19 protein-coding genes and 3 tRNA genes are annotated in these 17,566 nt (G+C 70.4%); 16 read left to right on the top strand and 6 right to left on the bottom strand.

All coding sequences use genetic code 11. From position 1 onward, the window contains the following. Positions 1–116: 116 nt before the first annotated feature. The 12 genes from J7E89_RS17195 to J7E89_RS17140 all read left to right on the top strand — a co-directional run bounded on the left by J7E89_RS17195 (position 117) and on the right by J7E89_RS17140 (position 11,249). On the top strand, positions 117–509 hold the full coding sequence (locus tag J7E89_RS17195) for an NADH-quinone oxidoreductase subunit A (protein WP_093799593.1): 393 nt from the start codon (positions 117–119) through the stop codon (positions 507–509). Continuing rightward, a complete protein-coding gene (locus J7E89_RS17190) occupies positions 500–1,126 on the top strand; it encodes an NADH-quinone oxidoreductase subunit B (RefSeq protein ID WP_214974426.1) in 627 nt (208 codons plus the stop codon). The genes J7E89_RS17195 and J7E89_RS17190 overlap by 10 nt, the downstream gene beginning before the upstream one ends. After that, positions 1,123–2,274, top strand: a complete 1,152-nt coding sequence (locus J7E89_RS17185) for an NADH-quinone oxidoreductase subunit C (RefSeq protein ID WP_214974424.1) — start codon at positions 1,123–1,125, stop codon at positions 2,272–2,274. The genes J7E89_RS17190 and J7E89_RS17185 overlap by 4 nt, the downstream gene beginning before the upstream one ends. After that, on the top strand, positions 2,271–3,239 hold the full coding sequence (locus J7E89_RS17180; protein ID WP_214974423.1) for a complex I subunit 1 family protein: 969 nt from the start codon (positions 2,271–2,273) through the stop codon (positions 3,237–3,239). Before J7E89_RS17185 ends, J7E89_RS17180 begins: the two co-directional genes overlap by 4 nt. Further along, entirely contained in the window at positions 3,239–3,823 is a 585-nt protein-coding gene (locus J7E89_RS17175; RefSeq protein ID WP_214974422.1) for an NADH-quinone oxidoreductase subunit I, read from the top strand. Before J7E89_RS17180 ends, J7E89_RS17175 begins: the two co-directional genes overlap by 1 nt. Further along, a complete protein-coding gene (locus J7E89_RS17170) occupies positions 3,820–4,380 on the top strand; it encodes an NADH-quinone oxidoreductase subunit J (RefSeq protein WP_214974421.1) in 561 nt (186 codons plus the stop codon). Before J7E89_RS17175 ends, J7E89_RS17170 begins: the two co-directional genes overlap by 4 nt. Beyond that, entirely contained in the window at positions 4,380–4,766 is a 387-nt protein-coding gene (gene nuoK / locus J7E89_RS17165; RefSeq protein WP_214974420.1) for an NADH-quinone oxidoreductase subunit NuoK, read from the top strand. Before J7E89_RS17170 ends, nuoK begins: the two co-directional genes overlap by 1 nt. Further along, on the top strand, positions 4,763–6,757 hold the full coding sequence (locus tag J7E89_RS17160; RefSeq protein ID WP_214974419.1) for an NADH-quinone oxidoreductase subunit L: 1,995 nt from the start codon (positions 4,763–4,765) through the stop codon (positions 6,755–6,757). Before nuoK ends, J7E89_RS17160 begins: the two co-directional genes overlap by 4 nt. A 27-nt stretch (positions 6,758–6,784) precedes the next feature. Then, positions 6,785–8,341 carry a NuoM family protein gene (locus J7E89_RS17155; protein ID WP_214974504.1) on the top strand — a complete coding sequence of 519 codons (1,557 nt, stop codon included), beginning with the start codon at positions 6,785–6,787 and terminating at the stop codon, positions 8,339–8,341. Next, entirely contained in the window at positions 8,338–9,846 is a 1,509-nt protein-coding gene (locus J7E89_RS17150) for an NADH-quinone oxidoreductase subunit N (RefSeq protein WP_214974417.1), read from the top strand. Before J7E89_RS17155 ends, J7E89_RS17150 begins: the two co-directional genes overlap by 4 nt. 150 nt (positions 9,847–9,996) lie before the next feature. Continuing rightward, positions 9,997–10,860 (top strand): zinc metalloprotease HtpX, encoded by an 864-nt coding sequence (gene htpX / locus J7E89_RS17145; protein WP_214974415.1) that lies wholly within the window; start codon positions 9,997–9,999, stop codon positions 10,858–10,860. Then, the gene (locus J7E89_RS17140; RefSeq protein ID WP_214974413.1) at positions 10,857–11,249 is read left to right on the top strand and encodes a YccF domain-containing protein; all 393 of its coding nucleotides are present in this window, start codon (positions 10,857–10,859) and stop codon (positions 11,247–11,249) included. The genes htpX and J7E89_RS17140 overlap by 4 nt, the downstream gene beginning before the upstream one ends. Positions 11,250–11,349: 100 nt before the next feature. Here J7E89_RS17140 and J7E89_RS17135 read toward each other — a convergent pair whose 3' ends face one another. Continuing rightward, the gene (locus J7E89_RS17135; RefSeq protein ID WP_214974411.1) at positions 11,350–12,588 is read right to left on the bottom strand and encodes an APC family permease; all 1,239 of its coding nucleotides are present in this window, start codon (positions 12,586–12,588) and stop codon (positions 11,350–11,352) included. Between the two features lie 58 nt (positions 12,589–12,646). On the opposite strand from J7E89_RS17135, the gene J7E89_RS17130 reads away from it, so the two are divergent. Beyond that, entirely contained in the window at positions 12,647–12,916 is a 270-nt protein-coding gene (locus tag J7E89_RS17130) for a GlsB/YeaQ/YmgE family stress response membrane protein (protein ID WP_214974409.1), read from the top strand. 44 nt (positions 12,917–12,960) lie between these two features. Here J7E89_RS17130 and J7E89_RS17125 read toward each other — a convergent pair whose 3' ends face one another. The 3 genes from J7E89_RS17125 to J7E89_RS17115 all read right to left on the bottom strand — a co-directional run bounded on the left by J7E89_RS17125 (position 12,961) and on the right by J7E89_RS17115 (position 14,794). Continuing rightward, positions 12,961–13,617 (bottom strand): alpha-ketoglutarate-dependent dioxygenase AlkB, encoded by a 657-nt coding sequence (locus J7E89_RS17125; protein WP_214974407.1) that lies wholly within the window; start codon positions 13,615–13,617, stop codon positions 12,961–12,963. Then, complete coding sequence (locus J7E89_RS17120) at positions 13,614–14,150, bottom strand: methylated-DNA--[protein]-cysteine S-methyltransferase (RefSeq protein WP_214974405.1); 537 nt, start codon at positions 14,148–14,150, stop codon at positions 13,614–13,616. Before J7E89_RS17120 ends, J7E89_RS17125 begins: the two co-directional genes overlap by 4 nt. A gap of 155 nt (positions 14,151–14,305) precedes the next feature. Further along, positions 14,306–14,794, bottom strand: coding sequence for a YajQ family cyclic di-GMP-binding protein (locus J7E89_RS17115; RefSeq protein ID WP_214974403.1), 489 nt, complete (start codon positions 14,792–14,794; stop codon positions 14,306–14,308). 222 nt (positions 14,795–15,016) lie between these two features. Here J7E89_RS17115 and J7E89_RS17110 point away from each other — a divergent pair. After that, positions 15,017–15,098, top strand: a tRNA-Tyr gene (locus tag J7E89_RS17110). A 69-nt stretch (positions 15,099–15,167) separates the two neighbouring features. Here the strand turns inward: J7E89_RS17110 and J7E89_RS17105 are convergent. Continuing rightward, entirely contained in the window at positions 15,168–15,824 is a 657-nt protein-coding gene (locus J7E89_RS17105) for an SDR family oxidoreductase (protein WP_214974401.1), read from the bottom strand. A gap of 67 nt (positions 15,825–15,891) precedes the next feature. After that, positions 15,892–17,151 carry an amidohydrolase family protein gene (locus tag J7E89_RS17100; protein ID WP_214974399.1) on the bottom strand — a complete coding sequence of 420 codons (1,260 nt, stop codon included), beginning with the start codon at positions 17,149–17,151 and terminating at the stop codon, positions 15,892–15,894. A gap of 211 nt (positions 17,152–17,362) precedes the next feature. On the opposite strand from J7E89_RS17100, the gene J7E89_RS17095 reads away from it, so the two are divergent. Together J7E89_RS17095 and J7E89_RS17090 are read left to right on the top strand one after the other, a co-directional pair. Next, positions 17,363–17,435: transfer RNA gene (locus J7E89_RS17095), tRNA-Thr, on the top strand. Positions 17,436–17,482: 47 nt separating this feature from the next. Further along, positions 17,483–17,555, top strand: a tRNA-Met gene (locus J7E89_RS17090). Positions 17,556–17,566 lie beyond the last annotated feature (11 nt).

Here is a 17,566-nt window from a genome sequence, read left to right as displayed (position 1 = left end):
ACCACTGCGTGAGACGGCTGCTTACCCGACTTTTACCAGGGCCTAGACTCCCGTGCGTACAGATCGTCGAACGAGGCTGACGCAGCCAGCGCAGCCAGGGAGCGAGAGGGGCGGACGTGCCGGAACCGACAGTTCTCGCGGACGGGTACTTCCAGAGTTACTCGGTCGTCGGACTGCTCGCAGTCGTCGGCGTCCTCTTCGTCGCCGTGGCCTTCGGGGCCGGGCGGCTGCTGCGGCCCGTCGTGCCGACGCCGGAGAAGCTGCTGACGTACGAATGCGGCGTGGACCCGGTCGGCGAGGGCTGGGCGCACACGCAGGTCCGCTACTACGTCTACGCCTTCCTGTACGTGATCTTCGCCGTCGACTCCATCTTCTTGTTCCCGTGGGCGACGGTCTTCGCCGCGCCCGAGTACGGCGCGACGACCCTGGTCGAGATGTTCATCTTCCTCGGCTTCCTGGCCGTGGGACTGCTGTACGCATGGAAGAAGGGCGTCCTCGAATGGACGTGACCCGAGTGACCCCTGTCGATCTCCCCGAACCGACGCTGCCGCCGCTCCCCGAGCCGAAGCGACTGGGAGCTCTCGCGCGCCTGGCACCCGAGCCCATGAAGGTGGTCCTGAACTGGGGCCGCCGCTACAGCCTGTGGGTCTTCAACTTCGGTCTCGCCTGCTGCGCGATCGAGTTCATCGCCGCGTCAATGGCGCGCCACGACTTCATCCGGCTCGGCGTGATCCCCTTCGCGCCGGGGCCGCGCCAGGCCGACCTGATGGTCGTCTCGGGCACGGTCACGGACAAGATGGCCCCGGCCGTGAAGCGTCTGTACGAGCAGATGCCCGAGCCGAAGTACGTCATTTCCTTCGGCGCCTGCTCCAACTGCGGCGGCCCGTACTGGGACTCGTACTCCGTGACGAAGGGCGTCGACCAGATCATCCCGGTCGACGTGTACGTACCGGGCTGCCCGCCCCGGCCCGAGGCTCTTCTCCAGGGCATCCTCAAGCTTCAGGAGAAGATCGCCCGCGAGTCCCTGAGCGAGCGCTACGGTCACGGCCGGCCCTCCACGGCGGCCCTCCAGAGCGGCCTCGTCGCGCCGCCGCTGGCCCCGGCTTCCGGGGAGGCCGGGAAGTGAGCGAGAGGCCCAACACGACGGCGTACGACAGCCTGCCTGACGCCGTCACCGAGATCTTCGGCGAGGAAGCGACCGCCGAGCGCGCCTACGCCCTGCTCACTGTCGACGTCCCGATCGGCTCCTGGATCGCGGCCCTCGAAATCGCGCGCGACAAGCTCGGCTGCACGTACTTCGACTGGCTGAGCGCTGTCGACGAGCCGGGCACGGGCTTCCGCGTCTGCGCCCACGTCGTCGCCCTCGAAGGCCGTACGGTCCGACGCCTCCTTGTCCGTACGACCGTCCCGCACTCGGCGCCCGCCGTACCCTCCGCCGTCGAGATCTACGCGGGCGCCGAGTGGCACGAGCGGGAGACGCACGAGATGTTCGGCGTCGACTTCACCGGCCACCCGCACCTGGTGCCGCTTCTCCTGCCGGACGGCTTCGAGGGCTACCCGCTGCGCAAGGACTTCGTCCTGGCGGCCCGGGTCGCCAAGGCGTGGCCCGGCGCGAAGGAGCCGGGGGAGTCGGACCACGGCGGCCCGAAGCGCCGCCAGATGCTGCCGCCCGGCGTCCCCGACCCGAACGAATGGGGCCCCCAGAAGGGCCAGCTCCCGCCGGCCCCGGCCCGCCCCGCGCGCACCCCGCGCGCGGCCGGCGCGCCCGGTGCGGCAGCCGACCGCCCGCCGCGCCGCGCGCGCAGCGTCGCGGAGGGCTCAGCGACCCAGGCGACGGAGGCCGCGACGCCGGCCCCGGAAGGTGCCGCCGCAAGGCCACCGCGCCGCGCGCGCAGCGTGTCCGAGGGCTCGGCGAGCCAGTCGGTGGAGGCGGCGACGCCTGCCGCAACGCCGGAGGCCGCAACGCCGCCGGCCGAGGGTGCCGCGCCCGCCGAAGGCGAGGCCGCACCCGCACCCGCCCGTAGCGCCGACGCGCCCTGGCACCACGCGCGCCCCGCGTTCGAGGACGCTGATGAGCGCGCGGAGTCCGACGCGGCGACCAAAACGGGCGCGTCCGCAGAGACAGAGGCCGACGCGGCGGCAGCCGCCGACGCAGCGGCCGACGAAACCCTGGGCGGCGACGCGGGCGCCGCGAAGGAGCCCGGCCAGGCCGGCTCCGCCGACAAGGGCACAACCGGCACCACCACCCCGGATCAAGGGAGCGACGACGCGTGAACGACGTACTCGATGTCGCCTTCCGACTGGTCATCGTCTTCGCCGTGTTCATGGTCCTGCCGCTCGTCGTGGGGCAGACCGAGCACAAGGTGATGGCGCACATGCAGGGCCGCCTCGGCCCCATGTACGCGGGTGGTTTCCACGGCTGGGCCCAGCTCGTCGCCGACGGCGTGAAGTTCGCGCAGAAGGAAGACATCGTCCCGGCCAACGCCGACCGCCGTATCTTCCAGCTCGCACCGGCCGTCGCCCTCCTCCCGTACCTCCTGGTGCTCGTCGCGATCCCGATCGGCCCGAGCGAGGGCGCGGTAGGCCAGGTCATCGACGCGGGCATCTTCTTCGTGCTCGCCGTCATGGGCGTGGGAGTGCTCGGCTCGCTCATGGCGGGCTGGGCCTCGGCCAACAAGTTCTCCCTACTCGGCGGCCTGCGCACCGCCGCCCAGCTGCTCGCGTACGAACTGCCGATGCTGCTCGCCGCCGCCTCCGTGGCGATGGCGGCCGGCACCGTCTCGCTGCCCGGCATCCTGAACGCCTTCGAGTGGTGGTGGCTGCCGTGGCAGATCGTCGGCGCGACCGTCTTCTTCGTCGCCGGCCTCGCCGAACTCCAGCGGCCGCCCTTCGACATGCCGGTCGCCGACTCGGAGATCATCTTCGGCGCGTACACCGAGTACACGGGCCTGCGCTTCGCGCTCTTCCTCCTCGCCGAGTACGCCGGCATCGTCGTCCTGTGCGGTCTGACCACCGTCCTCTTCCTCGGCGGCTGGCACGGCCCCTGGGGCGCGGACGGCCTCGGCTGGGTCTGGACGCTGCTCAAGACCGCGATCCTCGCGTTCGGCGTCATCTGGCTGCGGGTGACCTACCCGCGGCTGCGCGAGGACCAGCTCCAGAAGCTCGCCTGGACCGTACTCATCCCGCTCGCTCTCGCGCAGATCGCGCTCACCGGCATCGTGAAGGTGGCGATCCAGTAATGGCTCCGATCCCAGGCTCAGGCCTCGCCAAGGGCTTGGCCGTCACGCTCCGCACGATGACGAAGAAGAACGTCACCGCGCAGTACCCGGACGTCCAGCCCGAACTCCCGCCCCGCTCGCGCGGCGTGATCGGCCTGTTCGAGGAGAACTGCACGGTCTGCATGCTCTGCGCCCGTGAGTGCCCCGACTGGTGCATCTACATCGACTCGCACAAGGAGACGGTCCCGGCCGCCGCCCCCGGTGGCCGTGAGCGCAGCCGCAACGTCCTCGACCGCTTCGCGATCGACTTCTCGCTCTGCATGTACTGCGGTATCTGCATCGAGGTCTGTCCTTTCGACGCGCTCTTCTGGTCCCCGGAATTCGAGTACGCCGAGACGGAGATCCACGAACTCACCCACGAGCGGGACAAGCTCCGCGAGTGGATGTGGACGGTTCCCGAGCCGCCCGCGCTCGACCCGGGCGCCGAGGAGCCCAAGGAGATCGCGGCAGCCCGCAAGGCCGCCGAAAAACTCGCCGCAGCCCAAGAGCAGCCGGCCCAGGAACAGGCAGCGCACCAAGAAGAGGGGCAGGGGCCCGCCGAATGAGCCACCTCGCCGCAGCCGCCGAGCAGGGTTTCCTCTCCCCGACCGGCGTCGAGATCGCCTTTGTCCTCGTCGGCATCGCCACCCTCGGCGCGGCCGCCATCACCGTCACCACCAAGCAGCTCGTGCACGCCGCACTCTGGCTGGTCGTGGCCCTCGGCGGCCTCGCCGTCGAGTACCTCCTGCTGACAGCCGAATTCATCGCCTGGGTGCAGGTCCTGATCTACGTCGGTTCCGTGGTCGTCCTCCTCCTCTTCGGGCTGATGCTCACCAAGGCGCCCATCGGGCGTTCCCCGGACGCCGACTCCGGCAACCGCTGGGCCGCCCTCGTGGTGGCCCTCGCCGCGGCCGCCGCACTCGTCTGGGTGGTCGTGGACGCGTTCCGCACCCAGTGGATCGACCTGGACGGACCGTCCCAGGGCTCCACCAAGGTCAGTGGCCAGATCCTCTTCCAGCACTGGGTGCTGCCTTTCGAGGCGCTCTCGGTTCTCCTGCTCGCCGCACTCGTCGGCGCGATCGTCCTCTCCCGCAAGAGCGACAGCGACAAGGAGCAGCGCTGATGCACCTCGCCTATCCCGCCGTGCTCGCCGCCCTCCTTTTCTGCACCGGTCTGTACGGAGTGCTCGCGCGCCGCAACGCGATCCTGGTCCTGATGTCCGTCGAGCTGATGCTCAACGCCGTCAACCTCAACCTGGTCGCCTTCGACGTCTGGCTCCGCGACGCCCTGCACTCCGGCCAGGCACTCACCCTGTTCACCATCGCCATCGCCGCGGCGGAGATCGGCATCGGCCTGTCGATCGTCCTGATGGTCTACCGCAACCGCGGGACCTCGGACATCGACAAGCTGCGCGACACCGTCGAAGGCCAGGCCGCCGACGACGAGGCTTCCGCCATGGCACACAAGGCCGCACAAGAGGCCGCAGAGAAGGCTGAGGCCGCCGCGTGACGACCACGACCCTCGCCGTCCTCGTCCCCCTCCTTCCCTTCCTCGGCGCCGCGGCCGGCCTGCTGTTCGGCCGCACCGCCCCCGGATTCGTCCGCCCCCTCGCCGTGCTGCCGACCGTGGCCGCCGCCGTGCTGGCCGCGATCGTCGCCGCACGCCAGGGCGGCGGCGGGCCGATCGACGCGTCGACGCAGCTCACCCCCACGGGCTCGGTCCCCATCGACCTCGCCCTGCACCTCGACGGCTTCGCGGTCCTCGTCGCCGTCCTGGTCGGGGTCGTCGCGACCTGCGTGCAGCTCTACTCGACGTGCTACTTGCGCGACGACCCGCGCTACCCCTCGTACGCGGCCCTGATCTCCCTCTTCACCTCCGCGATGCTGCTCGTCGTCTACTCCGGCGACCTGATGGTGCTGCTGGTCGGCTGGGAAATCATGGGTATCTGCTCGTACTTCCTCGTCGGCCACTACTGGGAGACGCCCGAAGCCCGCGCCGCCTCCCTCAAGGCGTTCCTGGTCACCAAGCTCGGCGACGTCCCCTTCCTGTTCGGCCTGTTCGCGCTCGCCGCCGACGCCGGTACGTTCCGGATCACCGGCATCCTCGGCGCCGTCGCCGGCGACGGACTGGACCACCCCACCCTCATCGCCCTGCTGCTCCTCGCCGGTGTGGCGGGCAAGTCGGCGCAGTTCCCGCTGCACACCTGGCTGCCCGACGCGATGGCGGGCCCCACACCCGTCTCCGCGCTGATCCACGCCGCGACGATGGTCGCCGCCGGTGTCTACTTCGTGGCCCGCCTCCTCCCCGTCTTCGCTGCCTCCGCCGCCGCCCTGACCGTCCTGGCCGTCATGGCCGCGGTCACGATGGTCGGCTCGGCCCTCGCCGCCCTGGCCCAGGACGACATCAAGCGCGTACTCGCGTACTCGACGATCGGCCAGCTCGGCTACATGACCGGCGCCCTGGCCGTCGGCGACCGCGGCGCCGCCGTCTTCCACCTCCTCTCCCACGGCGCCTTCAAGGCGCTGCTGTTCCTCGGCGCCGGCGTGATCATCCACGCCGCCGGCACTAACTCCCTCGCCGCCATGTCCCGCATGGGCGGCCTGGCCAAGCGCATCCCCGACGCCTACTGGACGATGACCATCGCCCTGTTCGCCCTCGCCGCGATCCCGCCCTTCGCCGGCTTCTTCTCCAAGGAAGCCGTCCTGGTCGCCGCCGAACACGCATCGCTCGGCGAGACCACGGGCGTCCCCTCCGGCGCCGGCTGGACCGTGCTCGTCGCGGCCCTTCTCACCGCCCTCCTCACCGCGGCGTACGCCACCCGCCTGTGGCTGCTGGCCTTCCGCGGCCGTGGCCCCGCCGCCGCCGACCACGGCAAGCAGCCCCTCGCCATGAACGGCGTCCTGTGGGTCCTCGCCGTCCCCTCCCTCGGTTTCGGCCTCACCGTCGGCTACCTCGCCGACTGGTTCGACGGCCACGCCCTCACCCCGACCGTCACCACCGCCGTCCTCGGCACCGGTGTCGCCCTCGTCGGCGGACTGGTCACCTACGGCGCCTGGCGGCACACCACCGCCATGGCGGCCCGCCCCCCGATCGGCGCCGTAGCAGCCCACCCCGGCGACGGCCCGGCCCTCTCCGAGGCGGAAGCCATCGCGACCCACACCCCCGCCTACGGCGACATCGCGTCAGCCCCGGACCCCGCCGACCCCGGCCGGCTCCTGCTGGGCCCGCTGCACCGCCACGCGGCCGCCGGCTTCCACCTCGACGCCGTCTACAACACCCTTTTCGTACGGCCCGTCGTGGCAGGCGCCAAGCTGGTCCGCTTCCTGGACCGCGAGGTCGTCGACACGTACGTACGAGGTGCGGGCGCCGCCCCGCGCCTCCTCGGCGCAGCCGTACGCCGAGCCCAGACCGGCAACGTGCAGACCTACCTCAGCGCACTGCTCGCCGGTTCCGTCGTCCTGGCGATCGCCGCCGTCATCGTCGCCGCCGTCGGAGCGTGAGCCGTGATCGATATCAGCCCGTCCGTGATGCAGTTCCTCCTGGCGTTCATCGTCGTCGGCCCGCTCCTCGGCGCCGCCGCGGCCCTACTCCCGGCCCCGCCCGGCCTGAAGGGCAAGAGCCCGGGGCAGGCCGTACTCCGCCACGGCGTGACCATGACCGGCGCGATCCTGATCGCCACCATCGCCCTCACCCTCGGCTTCGACCACAGCCACCCCTCGAAGATGCAGGCCACGACCGACATCAGCTGGATCCCGGCGCTCGACGTCAGGATCCACCTCGGCATCGACGGCATCTCGCTCCCCCTCCTCGTAATGACCGCGCTGCTGACCTTCCTCTGCGCGCTCTACAGCTACTTCAAGATGCCCGAGGGCCCGTCCCCGAAGGCATTTGTCGCCCTCGTCCTGGTCCTCGAGTCCGGCATGCTCGCGACCTTCGCGGTCCTCGATCTCCTGCTCTTCTTCCTGGCGTTCGAGATGGTCCTCATCCCGATGTACTTCCTGATCGCCCGCTGGGGCGGCGACCAACGTCAGGCCGCAGCCTGGAAGTTCATCCTCTTCACACTTCTCGGCTCCGTCGTCATGCTCCTCGGTCTCCTCCTCATCGGACTGAAGTCGGGCACGTTCGACATGGTGGCACTCGCCACTGACAACGGCCGTGGACTGACCACATCCGTGCAGGTCATCGCCGTTCTCGCGATCGGCCTCGGCCTCGCCGTCAAGACCCCGATGTGGCCCCTGCACAGCTGGCTCCCCGACGCCCACACCGCCGCCCCCACCGTCGGTTCGGTCCTCCTCGCCGGCGTCCTGCTCAAAATGGGCACGTACGGTTTCGTCCGCATCGCACTGCCCATCACCCCCGACGGCATGCGCACCTTCGCGCCCTACCTCGCCGCCTTCGCGGTCGTCGGCATCATCTACGGATCCCTGGCCTGCCTCGCCCTCACCCGCAAGGGCGCCAAGGGCGACCTCAAGCGCCTGATCGCGTACTCCTCCGTCGGCCACATGGGCTTCGTACTCCTCGGCATCGCGTCGATGACCCCCACCGGCGTCAACGGCGCGCTCTTCGCCAACATCGGCCACGGCCTGATCACCGGCCTGCTCTTCTTCCTGGTCGGCGCCCTCAAGGACCGCTACGGCACCGCCGACCTCGACACCCTCGCCGGCGCCACCGGTGCGGCCCTCTACGGCCGCGCCCCCCGCCTCGGTGGCCTCCTCGCCTTCGCCGCGATCGCCTCCCTGGGCCTGCCCGGCCTCGCCGGATTCTGGGGCGAGATGCTGACGATGTTCGGCGCCTTCGACCCCGCCGAGGGCCTCAACCGCCCCGCCTTCCTCACCTTCATGGTGATCGCCGGCGTCGGCACGCTCCTCACCGCCGCGTACCTCCTGGTCGTCGTACGCCGCGTCTGCATGGGCGTACCGCAGCAGCAGGCGACCGAGCCGAAGATCGCAGACGTCCAGGGCTACGAATTCGCCGCCTGGACCCCGCTCGTCGCACTCACCGTCCTTGCCGGACTCTGGCCCGCGGTCCTCCTCGGCCTCACCGACCCGGCCGTGCAGAAGCTCCTCGCAGGAGGCAAGTCGTGACCGTGGCCGCCGAAACCGCCAGCCTCGTCCAGTCCGTCGACTGGTGGGCGATCGCCCCGCCCACGATCACGGCGACCATGGGCCTGATCGTCCTGGTCGCCGACCTGTTCGTACCCGAGAGCAAGAAGCAGCTCCTCGGCCGGCTCTCGATCGCCGGTCTGGCCGCGGCGCTCCTCACCCTCCTCCCGCTCCGCGAGGGCGACCGCTCCACCTTCTGCCTGACCTCCGACACCGACGTCTGCAGCTACACGGCCGACCACTTCACCCTGGTCATCCAGCTCCTGGTACTCGGCGGCGCGCTGCTCACCGCCCTGCTCTCGATCACGGAGACGGCGAAGAACAAGCTGCCGGCGGGCGAGTTCTGGTTCCTCCTGATGTCCTCCGCGGCCGGAGCAGCCCTGCTGCCCGCCTCCCGGGACCTCGCCACCCTCGTCGTCGCCCTCGAAGTGGCGTCGCTGCCCGCCTTCGCCCTGGTCGGCATGAAGCGCGGCAACCGCCTCTCCTCCGAGGCGGCCCTGAAATTCTTCCTCTCCTCCGTCACGGCGACGGCGGTGATGCTGCTGGGCGTCAGCTTCATCTACGCGACGACCGGCACCCTGCACCTCACCGAGATCGCCGTACGCCTCGACGACGTACCGGCGCAGCTCGACACCCTCGCCAAGGCCGGCGTCGCCCTGACCCTCGTCGGCTTCGCCTTCAAAACGGCGGCGGTCCCCTTCCACTTCTGGGTTCCCGACACGTACGTCGGAGCGCCCCTCCCCGTAGCCGCCTACCTCTCCGTCATCGGAAAGGCGGTCGGCTTCACGGGCCTCATCCTGGTCACCGTCGTCGCCTTCCCCTCGTACGCCGACGTATGGGGACCGGCCATCGCCGTGCTGGCAGCGCTCACCATGACCGTGGGCAATGTGGCCGCCCTGCGCCAGTCGCCCACGCGCGCGTACAGCGCGGTTCGTCTGCTCGCCTGGTCCTCCGTCGGCCAGGCCGGCTACATCCTGGTCCCGATCGCGGCAGCGGCGTACTCCAGCGACGACCAGATCGGCTCCACGGTCGCGTACGCCCTGATGTACGCCGTGGTCAACCTCGGCGCCTTCGCAGTCGCCGCCCTGGTAGCCCGTACGCACCCGCTCAACCGCGTCTCCGACTACCGCGGCCTCTACGCGACCCGCCCCCTGGCAGCACTCGCGCTCGGCTTCTTCCTCCTCTGCCTGGCAGGCCTGCCGCCCGGCATCATCGGACTCTTCGCCAAGGTCACGGTCTTCTCCGCCGCAGTCGACGCGGGACTCGGCTGGCTCGCGGTCGTCATGGCGGCGAACGTAGTGATCGCCCTCTACTACTACCTCCAATGGACGGCGGTCCTCTTCCGCGCCCCCGAGGGCGAACCGTCCAAGCACGCGGTCCCCATGCCCGTCACGGTGGCCATCGTCCTCACCGCCGTCATCGGCATCGCCCTGTCCGGCGTACCGCAGCTGGTACTGCGCTTCGCCACAGGGAACCTCTTCCAGTAAGCCGGCTGCCCGTACGGCTCAACGGGCGGCCCGGTGCACAAGGGAACTAGCCCCCCTCACTTGGCGTTGACCAGTAAGGGAGCGTCCACTGGATGTGGAAGGCCCCCCTGAGCAAGGGGTTCCCCTGCCGCACCATTTGGAGGGCGCACCGTGCACCGCCGGCACAACGGGCTGAGGACCGCCGTCCTCCTCGGGGGACTGTCAGCCCTCATCATCGTCATCGGCAGCTTCTTCGGCCGTACGGGCCTGATTGTCGCGGTTCTCGTCGCACTCGGCACCAACGCCTACGCGTACTGGAACAGCGACAAGCTCGCCCTGCGAGCCATGCGCGCCCGCCCCGTGAGCGAGTTCCAGGCGCCACAGCTGTACCGCATGGTGCGCGAGCTCTCCACCCAGGCCCGCCAGCCGATGCCCCGCCTGTACATCTCGCCCACCCAGGCACCGAACGCCTTCGCGACCGGCCGCAACCCCCGCAACGCGGCCGTCTGCTGCACAGAAGGCATCCTCCGCCTCCTCAACGAGCGAGAACTCCGCGGCGTCATCGGCCACGAACTGAGCCACGTCTACAACCGCGACATCCTGATCTCATCGGTCGCCGGCGCCCTGGCCTCCGTGATCATGTTCCTGGTCAACTTCGCCTGGCTGATCCCCATCGGCCGCTCCGACGACGACGAGGGCCCCGGCCTCTTCGGCATGCTGCTGATCATGATCCTCGGTCCCCTCGCCGCCTCCGTCATCCAATTGGCGGTAAGCCGTTCCCGCGAGTACCAGGCGGACGCGTCCGGCGCCCAGCTGACAGGCGACCCGCTGGCTCTCGCCAGCGCGCTGCGCAAGCTCGACGCCGGCACAAAGCAGCTGCCACTACCTGCCGAGCCGCGCATCGAGACCGCAAGCCACATGATGATTGCGAACCCGTTCCGCCCGGGACAGGGAGCCGCGAGGCTCTTCTCGACCCACCCGCCCATGGCGGAACGCATTGCCCGACTCGAACAGATGGCAGGTCACCGCCCATGAAGACAATCCTGAACGTCATATGGCTGGTCCTGAGCGGCTTCTGGCTCTTCCTCGGCTACCTGCTGGCAGGCATCCTGCTGTGCATCACGATCATCGGCATCCCCTTCGGGCTGGCGGCCTTCCGGATTGGCGTGTACGCCCTCTGGCCCTTCGGCTACACCACGACAGAGCGCCACGACGCGGGAGCACCCTCCCTCGTGGGCAACGTCCTGTGGCTGATCCTCGCGGGCTGGTGGCTGGCGCTGAGCCACATCGTCACGGGCGTCGCGCTGTGCGTCACGATCATCGGCATCCCGTTCGGCATCGCCAACTTCAAGATGGTCCCGCTCTCACTGCTCCCACTGGGCCGCGAAATCGTCCCCACAGACCAGCTGTTCGCAACCCGCTGACCACCGCGCCCCCGCAGGCCCCGCAGGGTGTCGAACGCAACGAGGCCGAACAACCGCGAGTACCCGAATTGTTCGGCGCCCGAGGAGACGCCACGGGGCGTCACCGACCCCAACGCCCCGCCCGCCGCCGCACCCCGTACGCCGCCGCCCCCACCGCCAGCACCGCCGCCCCCGCCACCACCGACGACACCGGCAGCGCGAACGCCAGCCCCACGCACCCCACAAGCCCGCCCGCCGCCAGAACCCGCCCGCGCCCCGGCCCGAGCGTCCACGCCGAAGCGTTGGCGATCGCGTAGTACGCCAGCACCCCGAACGACGAAAACCCAATAGCCCCCCGCACATCCGCCACCGCGGCAACCACCCCCACCACAACACCCACCGCCAGCTCAGCCCGGTGCGGCACCTGAAACCGAGGGTGTACGGCGGCCAGCGCACCCGGCAGATGCCCGTCCCGGGCCATCGCCAGCGTCGTACGCGACACCCCGAGGATCAGCGCCAGCAGCGCCCCGAGCGCCGCCACAGCCGCCCCGACCCGCACCACGGGCGCCATCTCCGCAACACCGGCCGCGCGCACCGCATCCGCCAACGGCGCAGCGGAAGAGGCCAGTTCCCCGGCCCCCAGCACCGACAGCACCGCGACCGCCACGCACGCGTACACCACGAGCGCGATCCCCAGCGCCACGGGAATCGCGCGCGGAATCGTACGGCCCGGATCGCGCACCTCTTCCCCGAGCGTCGCGATCCGCGCGTACCCGGCAAACGCGAAGAACAACAGCCCACCGGCCTGAAGCACTCCTCCAACCCCAGACCCACCAGGCCCCGAGCCGAGCGAAGGCCCGTCCACCCCCACACAAACAGCCACGACCCCCACCAGAACCGCCAGCACCACCACCACGATCGCCCGCGTGAGCCAAGCCGACTTCTGAACGCCCCCGTAATTGACCGCAGTCAGCACGACCACCGCGCCAACCGCCACCCCGTGCGCCTGTTCCGGCCACACGTACGCCCCGACGGTCAACGCCATGGCGGCGCACGAGGCGGTCTTGCCCACCACGAAACCCCAGCCGGCCAGATACCCCCAGAAGGGCCCCAGCCGCTCCCGCCCGTACACATACGTCCCGCCCGAGGCCGGATAGAGGGCCGCGAGCCGCGCGGACGCCATCGCGTTGCAGTACGCCACCACAGCGGCCAGCGCCAGCCCCGCCAGCAGCAGCGTCCCGGAGCCGGCCGCGCCCGCCGCCGGTGCGAGCGCCACGAAGATCCCCGCGCCGACCATTGCCCCGAGCCCGATCACAACGGCGTCGAAGACCCCGAGCGTGCGTCGCAGTTCCTGTGTCATGTGCCGCACCCTACTGACGTACGCAACCACCCGGCGTTCCGGTACGTCTTCAAGGCACATGAGCATCATCAGCTGGATCATCCTCGGGCTGCTCGCCGGAGCCGCAGCCAAAATCCTGCTCCCCGGGCGCGACCCGGGCGGCCTGATCGGCACAACCCTGATCGGCATCGCGGGCGCGTTCATCGGCGGCTGGGCCTCGGCCCGCTACCTGGACCGCCCGATCGCCAACGAGTTCTACGACGGCGCCACCTGGGCCGCGGCCATCGGCGGCGCGCTGGCCCTCCTGGTCGTCTACCGGATCCTTTTCGGCCACTCGCGCTCGCGATAAAGAGAGCCGGGCCAAGCCACGCGGACACTGCCGCCCCGGGGCCGCTAGCGCAGCCCCGTCTCGCGCAACGTGATGTTGAGCCGCCCGCCCGTCATCCCGCTCGCCGGATCGCCCGTCCCCGGCAGCACCTTCGGCACACCGTGGTACGCGAAGCGCGACGGCCCCCCGAACACAAACAAATCACCGGACACCAGCTCAACATCCGTGTACGGCCGCCCCCGCCCCTCCGTATTGCCGAACCGGAACACACACGAATCACCGATGCTCAGCGACACCACAGGAGCCCCGGACCGCTCGTCCTTGTCCTGGTGCATCCCCATTTTCGCGTCACCGTCATAGAAATTGACGAGTGCGGTGTCCGGCGCGTACGCCCGCGCCGCCTCCTCGTCCCCGTACGCATCGGCCAGCGCCCGCCGCCCCAGCTCGACCAGCCACTCAGGAAACTCCGCGACCCGCGCGCCATTCACGTCATCGGCCGTGCGCGTGTACCGGTACGGCTGCCAGTGCCACCCCACGCACACCGTCCGCACCGACATGACGCCCCCATTCGGCAGCCGCGTATGCCGGATCGGCACCGGCCCCCGCGCCCACTCCCGGCACGCCCCGACCAGTTCCCGCTGCTCGTCCACCGACAGCCAGCCGGGCACATGCACGGCCCCCGGCGCGATCTGCGCCCGCTCACGGGGGAACAGCCCGGTCACGGCCGCGCCCCGGCTCCCTCAAGCTCCAGCTCCAGCAGCTGCCGCTTGCGTTCGAGCCCACCCGCGTACCCGGTCAGCGAGCCGTCCGCCCCGATCACCCGGTGGCACGGCCGCACGACGAGCAGCGGATTGCGCCCGATCGCCGTCCCCAGCGCCCGCACAGCGGCCCGCGAGACCCCGATCCGCTCGGCGAGCTTCCCGTACGAAGTCGTAGTGCCGTACGGAATGGTCTCCAGCGCTTCCCAGACCCGCCGCTGAAAGTCCGTACCGGCACCGGGACCCACACCCACGGCGTACTCGACATCGAAGCGCGTCAACTCCCCGCCGAAGTACGCCCGTACCTGCCGCCCGATCTCCCTGAAGGCGCCGGGATCACGCCGCCAGGCCTCGGGTACGTCCTCGACAGCGACCCCGCCCTTCTGCCCCGGCACGGACAGCGAGGCCAGCGCCGTGCCGCCGGTGGCCGTCGCGGACTCTTCGCCGACCAGCAGCAGTTCACCCAGTGGGCTGTCCATGGTCGCGTAGAGCGTCATGGCTGATTCCTTCCCTCGCATTACGTCGCCCGTCACGACGAGTCTGCGACGCGGGGCCCGTCGCGGCTGGCGGTATTCGGACATCGCGACGGGGGTGGAGCCGACCACGCCGCCTCCACCCCCGTCCCGATGCGAACCACCGGCTCAGCAGCTGGTCACCGGTAGTTCACGAACTGCAGCGCGAAGTCGAAGTCCTTGCCCTTCAGCAGCGCCTGCACGGCCTGGAGGTCGTCACGGCTCTTCGAGCTGACCCGCAGCTCGTCGCCCTGGACCTGCGCCTTGACGCCCTTGGGGCCCTCGTCGCGGATGATCTTCGCCACCTTCTTGGCGTTGTCCTGGGAGATGCCCTCCTCGATGGACGCGAAGATCTTGTACTCCTTGCCGGACAGCTGCGGCTCGCCGGCGTCCAGCACCTTGAGTGAAATCCCGCGCTTGATCAGCTTGGTCTCGAAGACGTCGAGGATCGCCTTGACCCGCTCCTCGGAGTTGGCCTGCATCAGGATCTTCTCGCCCGACCAATCGATCGAGGCTCCGACGTTCTTGAAGTCGTAGCGCTGCGAGATCTCCTTCGCGGCCTGGTTGAGGGCGTTGTCGACCTCCTGCCGCTCGACCTTCGAGACGATGTCGAAACTGGAGTCGGCCATGTCCTGTGGCTCCTTTGATCGGGGGCGGGGATACCGGTATCGGGTGCCTCACCGGGCAGGGTGCGCGGCCGGGCGTCCCGGGCCGCTCCCGTAAAGCCTAGCCACCCGGACCTGCCCCGGGTGCTGATCAATCCGGTGGCGAAGCACCCCTGGGTATCAGGTATCGTTTACGTCGTTGCCACGGAACACCGCCCAGGCGGTCGTACCAAAGCGACATCCCATGGCGGTGTGCCCGAGTGGCCAATGGGAGCGGACTGTAAATCCGCCGGCTTAGCCTTCCCAGGTTCGAATCCTGGCGCCGCCACAGGTAGGGAAACCCCCTCCGGACTGCAGAAACGCAGACCGGAGGGGGTTTTCTCGTTCGTACGGCCGGTCAATTGCCGGCGACGTCCTTCACCGCGACCGAGACCGGCACCGACCCGCTGATCAGCTCCAGCGTCAGACCCGCAGTCGACGGCGTGTCCAGCAGCTCGGCCAGCACAGCCGCCACGTCGTCACGCGGCACGGGGCCACGCCCCGTCGAGACCCCAAGGTGCACAAGCCCGGTCCCCGCGTCGTTCGTCAGGCTGCCCGGCCGCAGGATCGTCCAGTCGAGCCCGGTTCGCGAGCGCACGTCCGCGTCCGCCGCACCCTTGGCGCGCAGGTACGCGTCGAACACTTCGTCGCCCGCCCGATCCGCGTCCGCGCCCATGGAGGACACGACGAGACAGCGGCGTACGCCCGCCCGCTCCGCCGCGTCCGCGAACAGCACGGCCGCGCCCCGGTCCACCGTGTCCTTGCGCTCCGTACCGCTGCCGGGCCCCGCGCCCGCCGCGAAGACGGCGGCGTCGGCGCCCTCCAGTACCTCGGCGACCTGCTCGACGGAGGCCGACTCCAGGTCCAGTACGACCGGTTCGGCGCCCACCGCCCGCAGATCCTCGCTCTGCCGGGGATCGCGGATGATGCCCGCGGCTTCGTACCCGCGCGCGGCGAGCAACCGCTCCAGCCGCAGCGCGATCTGACCATGTCCACCTGCGATGACAATGCGCATGATTCCGACCGTACGCGCACCGGCGCGCGTGTGCTCAGGGCCGGGCGCATCGCGCCATGAAACCGGCTCAACCCCGCCCCTGCCGTGGGAGGTCGAGCGCGACGGCGGCCGCCGAGTCGCAGTACTCGCGAACCGCGCTGGTACGTGCCACGACACGCCCGCGATGGATGACGACGCGGCTGTACGCGAGGGACAGCACACCCGCGATCCGGTCCCCCCGTACGGCGACCAGTTCGGCCGGGAAGCCCGCCTCCACCCGTACCTCGGGCAGCCCCATCGCCTCCCGCGCCGCCGAACTCACAGCGCCGTAGGCGTCAGCGGCCCGCATCCCGCCCTGCGAGGCCAGCAGATAGGCCGCCTCCAGCGGGTCCCCGCGCCCCACCGGATTCGCCACGTCGCGCAGCGCTCCACTGCCCGCCGCGACCCGTACCCCGGCCGCCCGCAGCAGCCGTACGGGAGCCGGCCCGGCGCCCCGCCGCTCCACCCCGGAGCAGTCGCCCTGCGGCAGACAGACCACGGTGATGCCGGCGGCGGCCAACTGCCCGGCGGCGCGCGTCGCGGCGTCCAGGGGCAGCCGCGAGAGCCCGGCGCACGGACCGATGGTGACCCCGGGCCGCAGTCCGCCCGCCATCGCCGCGAGCCGCGCCAGCCGGGCCGGATCGTCACCCTCCGTGTGGAGGTCCACCGGGCAGCCGTGCTCGGCGGCGATCTCCAGGACCGCTTCCGTGAACCCGGCCGGGTCGGGATCGAGGTCCGGACAGCCACCCACCACACCGGCGCCCATCTTCACGGCGTCCCGCAGCATGGACAGGCCGTCGGCGCCCGCCAGCCCGGTGAGCAGCCGGGGCACGGCCACGGCGGTCAGATCGGCCAGCCCGCGCAGCGAGCGCCGCGCCTGCAGCACTGCCTCCATGGACCTGAGCCCCTGCACGTCCCCGATCCGTACGTGCGAGCGCACGGCGGTCGCACCGTGCCCCAGTTGCAGCAGCACCGCCTCGGTGGTGCGGCGCTGGACGTCCTCGGTGCTGTACGAGACAGGGCCGCCGGCGTCGGCGGTGAGAGCAGTATCACTGTGGGCGTGCGGCTCGGCGGCGGCAGGGAGCAGGAGATGGCCGCCGAGGTCCACGCGAGCGCCCACCGCGGGCAGGCTGCCGACGGTTCCGACGGCCTCGATACGGCCGCCGCTGAGCCGTACGTCCACCGTGCGGCCGTCGGTCAGACGGGCCGCGCACAGCAGGAGCGTGGTGCTGTCGGTGGTGGGCAAGCCGTCGCTGTTCCCAGGGGTGCCGCCGGACGAACGGGGCGGCTGCGGCTGGCTGTCGGACATCGGGCTCCTGGTGGGGCTCGGGCGTGCAAGATCAAGATCACGCAGCGTGAGTCGAGCCTATGGGGCCGCAAACCAGCCTTCGAGGAGGAGCGAAATAGTCGTACCGGTGTGGGCACGAGTGGCGTACGAGACCCGTGTGGTGGGCAGGTGAAGGGGTGCGAGAAACGGATTTGGGCGATCGGCGGGCGAGCGTGTAATGTCTTCATCGCTCGCCCCAATAGCTCAGTCGGTAGAGCGTCTCCATGGTAAGGAGAAGGTCTACGGTTCGATTCCGTATTGGGGCTCTGGTGATCGGTGATCCCCGCCTTCGGGCGGGGGGATCCGGCATCAAAGCGGTGTAGCTCAGTCGGTAGAGCAAGCGGCTCATAATCGCTGTGTCACCGGTTCAAGTCCGGTCACCGCTACACACGGTAGC

This window comes from Streptomyces sp. ISL-100 (assembly GCF_018614615.1).
Lineage (GTDB): Bacteria > Actinomycetota > Actinomycetes > Streptomycetales > Streptomycetaceae > Streptomyces.
The sequence above is the reverse complement of the archived record's forward strand: the minus strand, read 5'-3'. Positions and strand labels throughout refer to the sequence as shown.

What these genes read in the sequence shown, in the direction of transcription:
- J7E89_RS17100 (WP_214974399.1), bottom strand. Translation starts at nt 17,151, where the DNA reads ATGTCCGACAGCCAGCCGCAGCCGCCCCGTTCGTCCGGCGGCACCCCT.
- J7E89_RS17190 (WP_214974426.1), top strand. Translation starts at nt 500, where the DNA reads ATGGACGTGACCCGAGTGACCCCTGTCGATCTCCCCGAACCGACGCTG.
- J7E89_RS17175 (WP_214974422.1), top strand. Translation starts at nt 3,239, where the DNA reads ATGGCTCCGATCCCAGGCTCAGGCCTCGCCAAGGGCTTGGCCGTCACG.
- nuoK (WP_214974420.1), top strand. Translation starts at nt 4,380, where the DNA reads ATGCACCTCGCCTATCCCGCCGTGCTCGCCGCCCTCCTTTTCTGCACC.
- J7E89_RS17140 (WP_214974413.1), top strand. Translation starts at nt 10,857, where the DNA reads ATGAAGACAATCCTGAACGTCATATGGCTGGTCCTGAGCGGCTTCTGG.
- J7E89_RS17115 (WP_214974403.1), bottom strand. Translation starts at nt 14,794, where the DNA reads ATGGCCGACTCCAGTTTCGACATCGTCTCGAAGGTCGAGCGGCAGGAG.
- J7E89_RS17135 (WP_214974411.1), bottom strand. Translation starts at nt 12,588, where the DNA reads ATGACACAGGAACTGCGACGCACGCTCGGGGTCTTCGACGCCGTTGTG.
- J7E89_RS17130 (WP_214974409.1), top strand. Translation starts at nt 12,647, where the DNA reads ATGAGCATCATCAGCTGGATCATCCTCGGGCTGCTCGCCGGAGCCGCA.
- J7E89_RS17170 (WP_214974421.1), top strand. Translation starts at nt 3,820, where the DNA reads ATGAGCCACCTCGCCGCAGCCGCCGAGCAGGGTTTCCTCTCCCCGACC.
- J7E89_RS17120 (WP_214974405.1), bottom strand. Translation starts at nt 14,150, where the DNA reads ATGACGCTCTACGCGACCATGGACAGCCCACTGGGTGAACTGCTGCTG.
- J7E89_RS17105 (WP_214974401.1), bottom strand. Translation starts at nt 15,824, where the DNA reads ATGCGCATTGTCATCGCAGGTGGACATGGTCAGATCGCGCTGCGGCTG.
- J7E89_RS17155 (WP_214974504.1), top strand. Translation starts at nt 6,785, where the DNA reads ATGCAGTTCCTCCTGGCGTTCATCGTCGTCGGCCCGCTCCTCGGCGCC.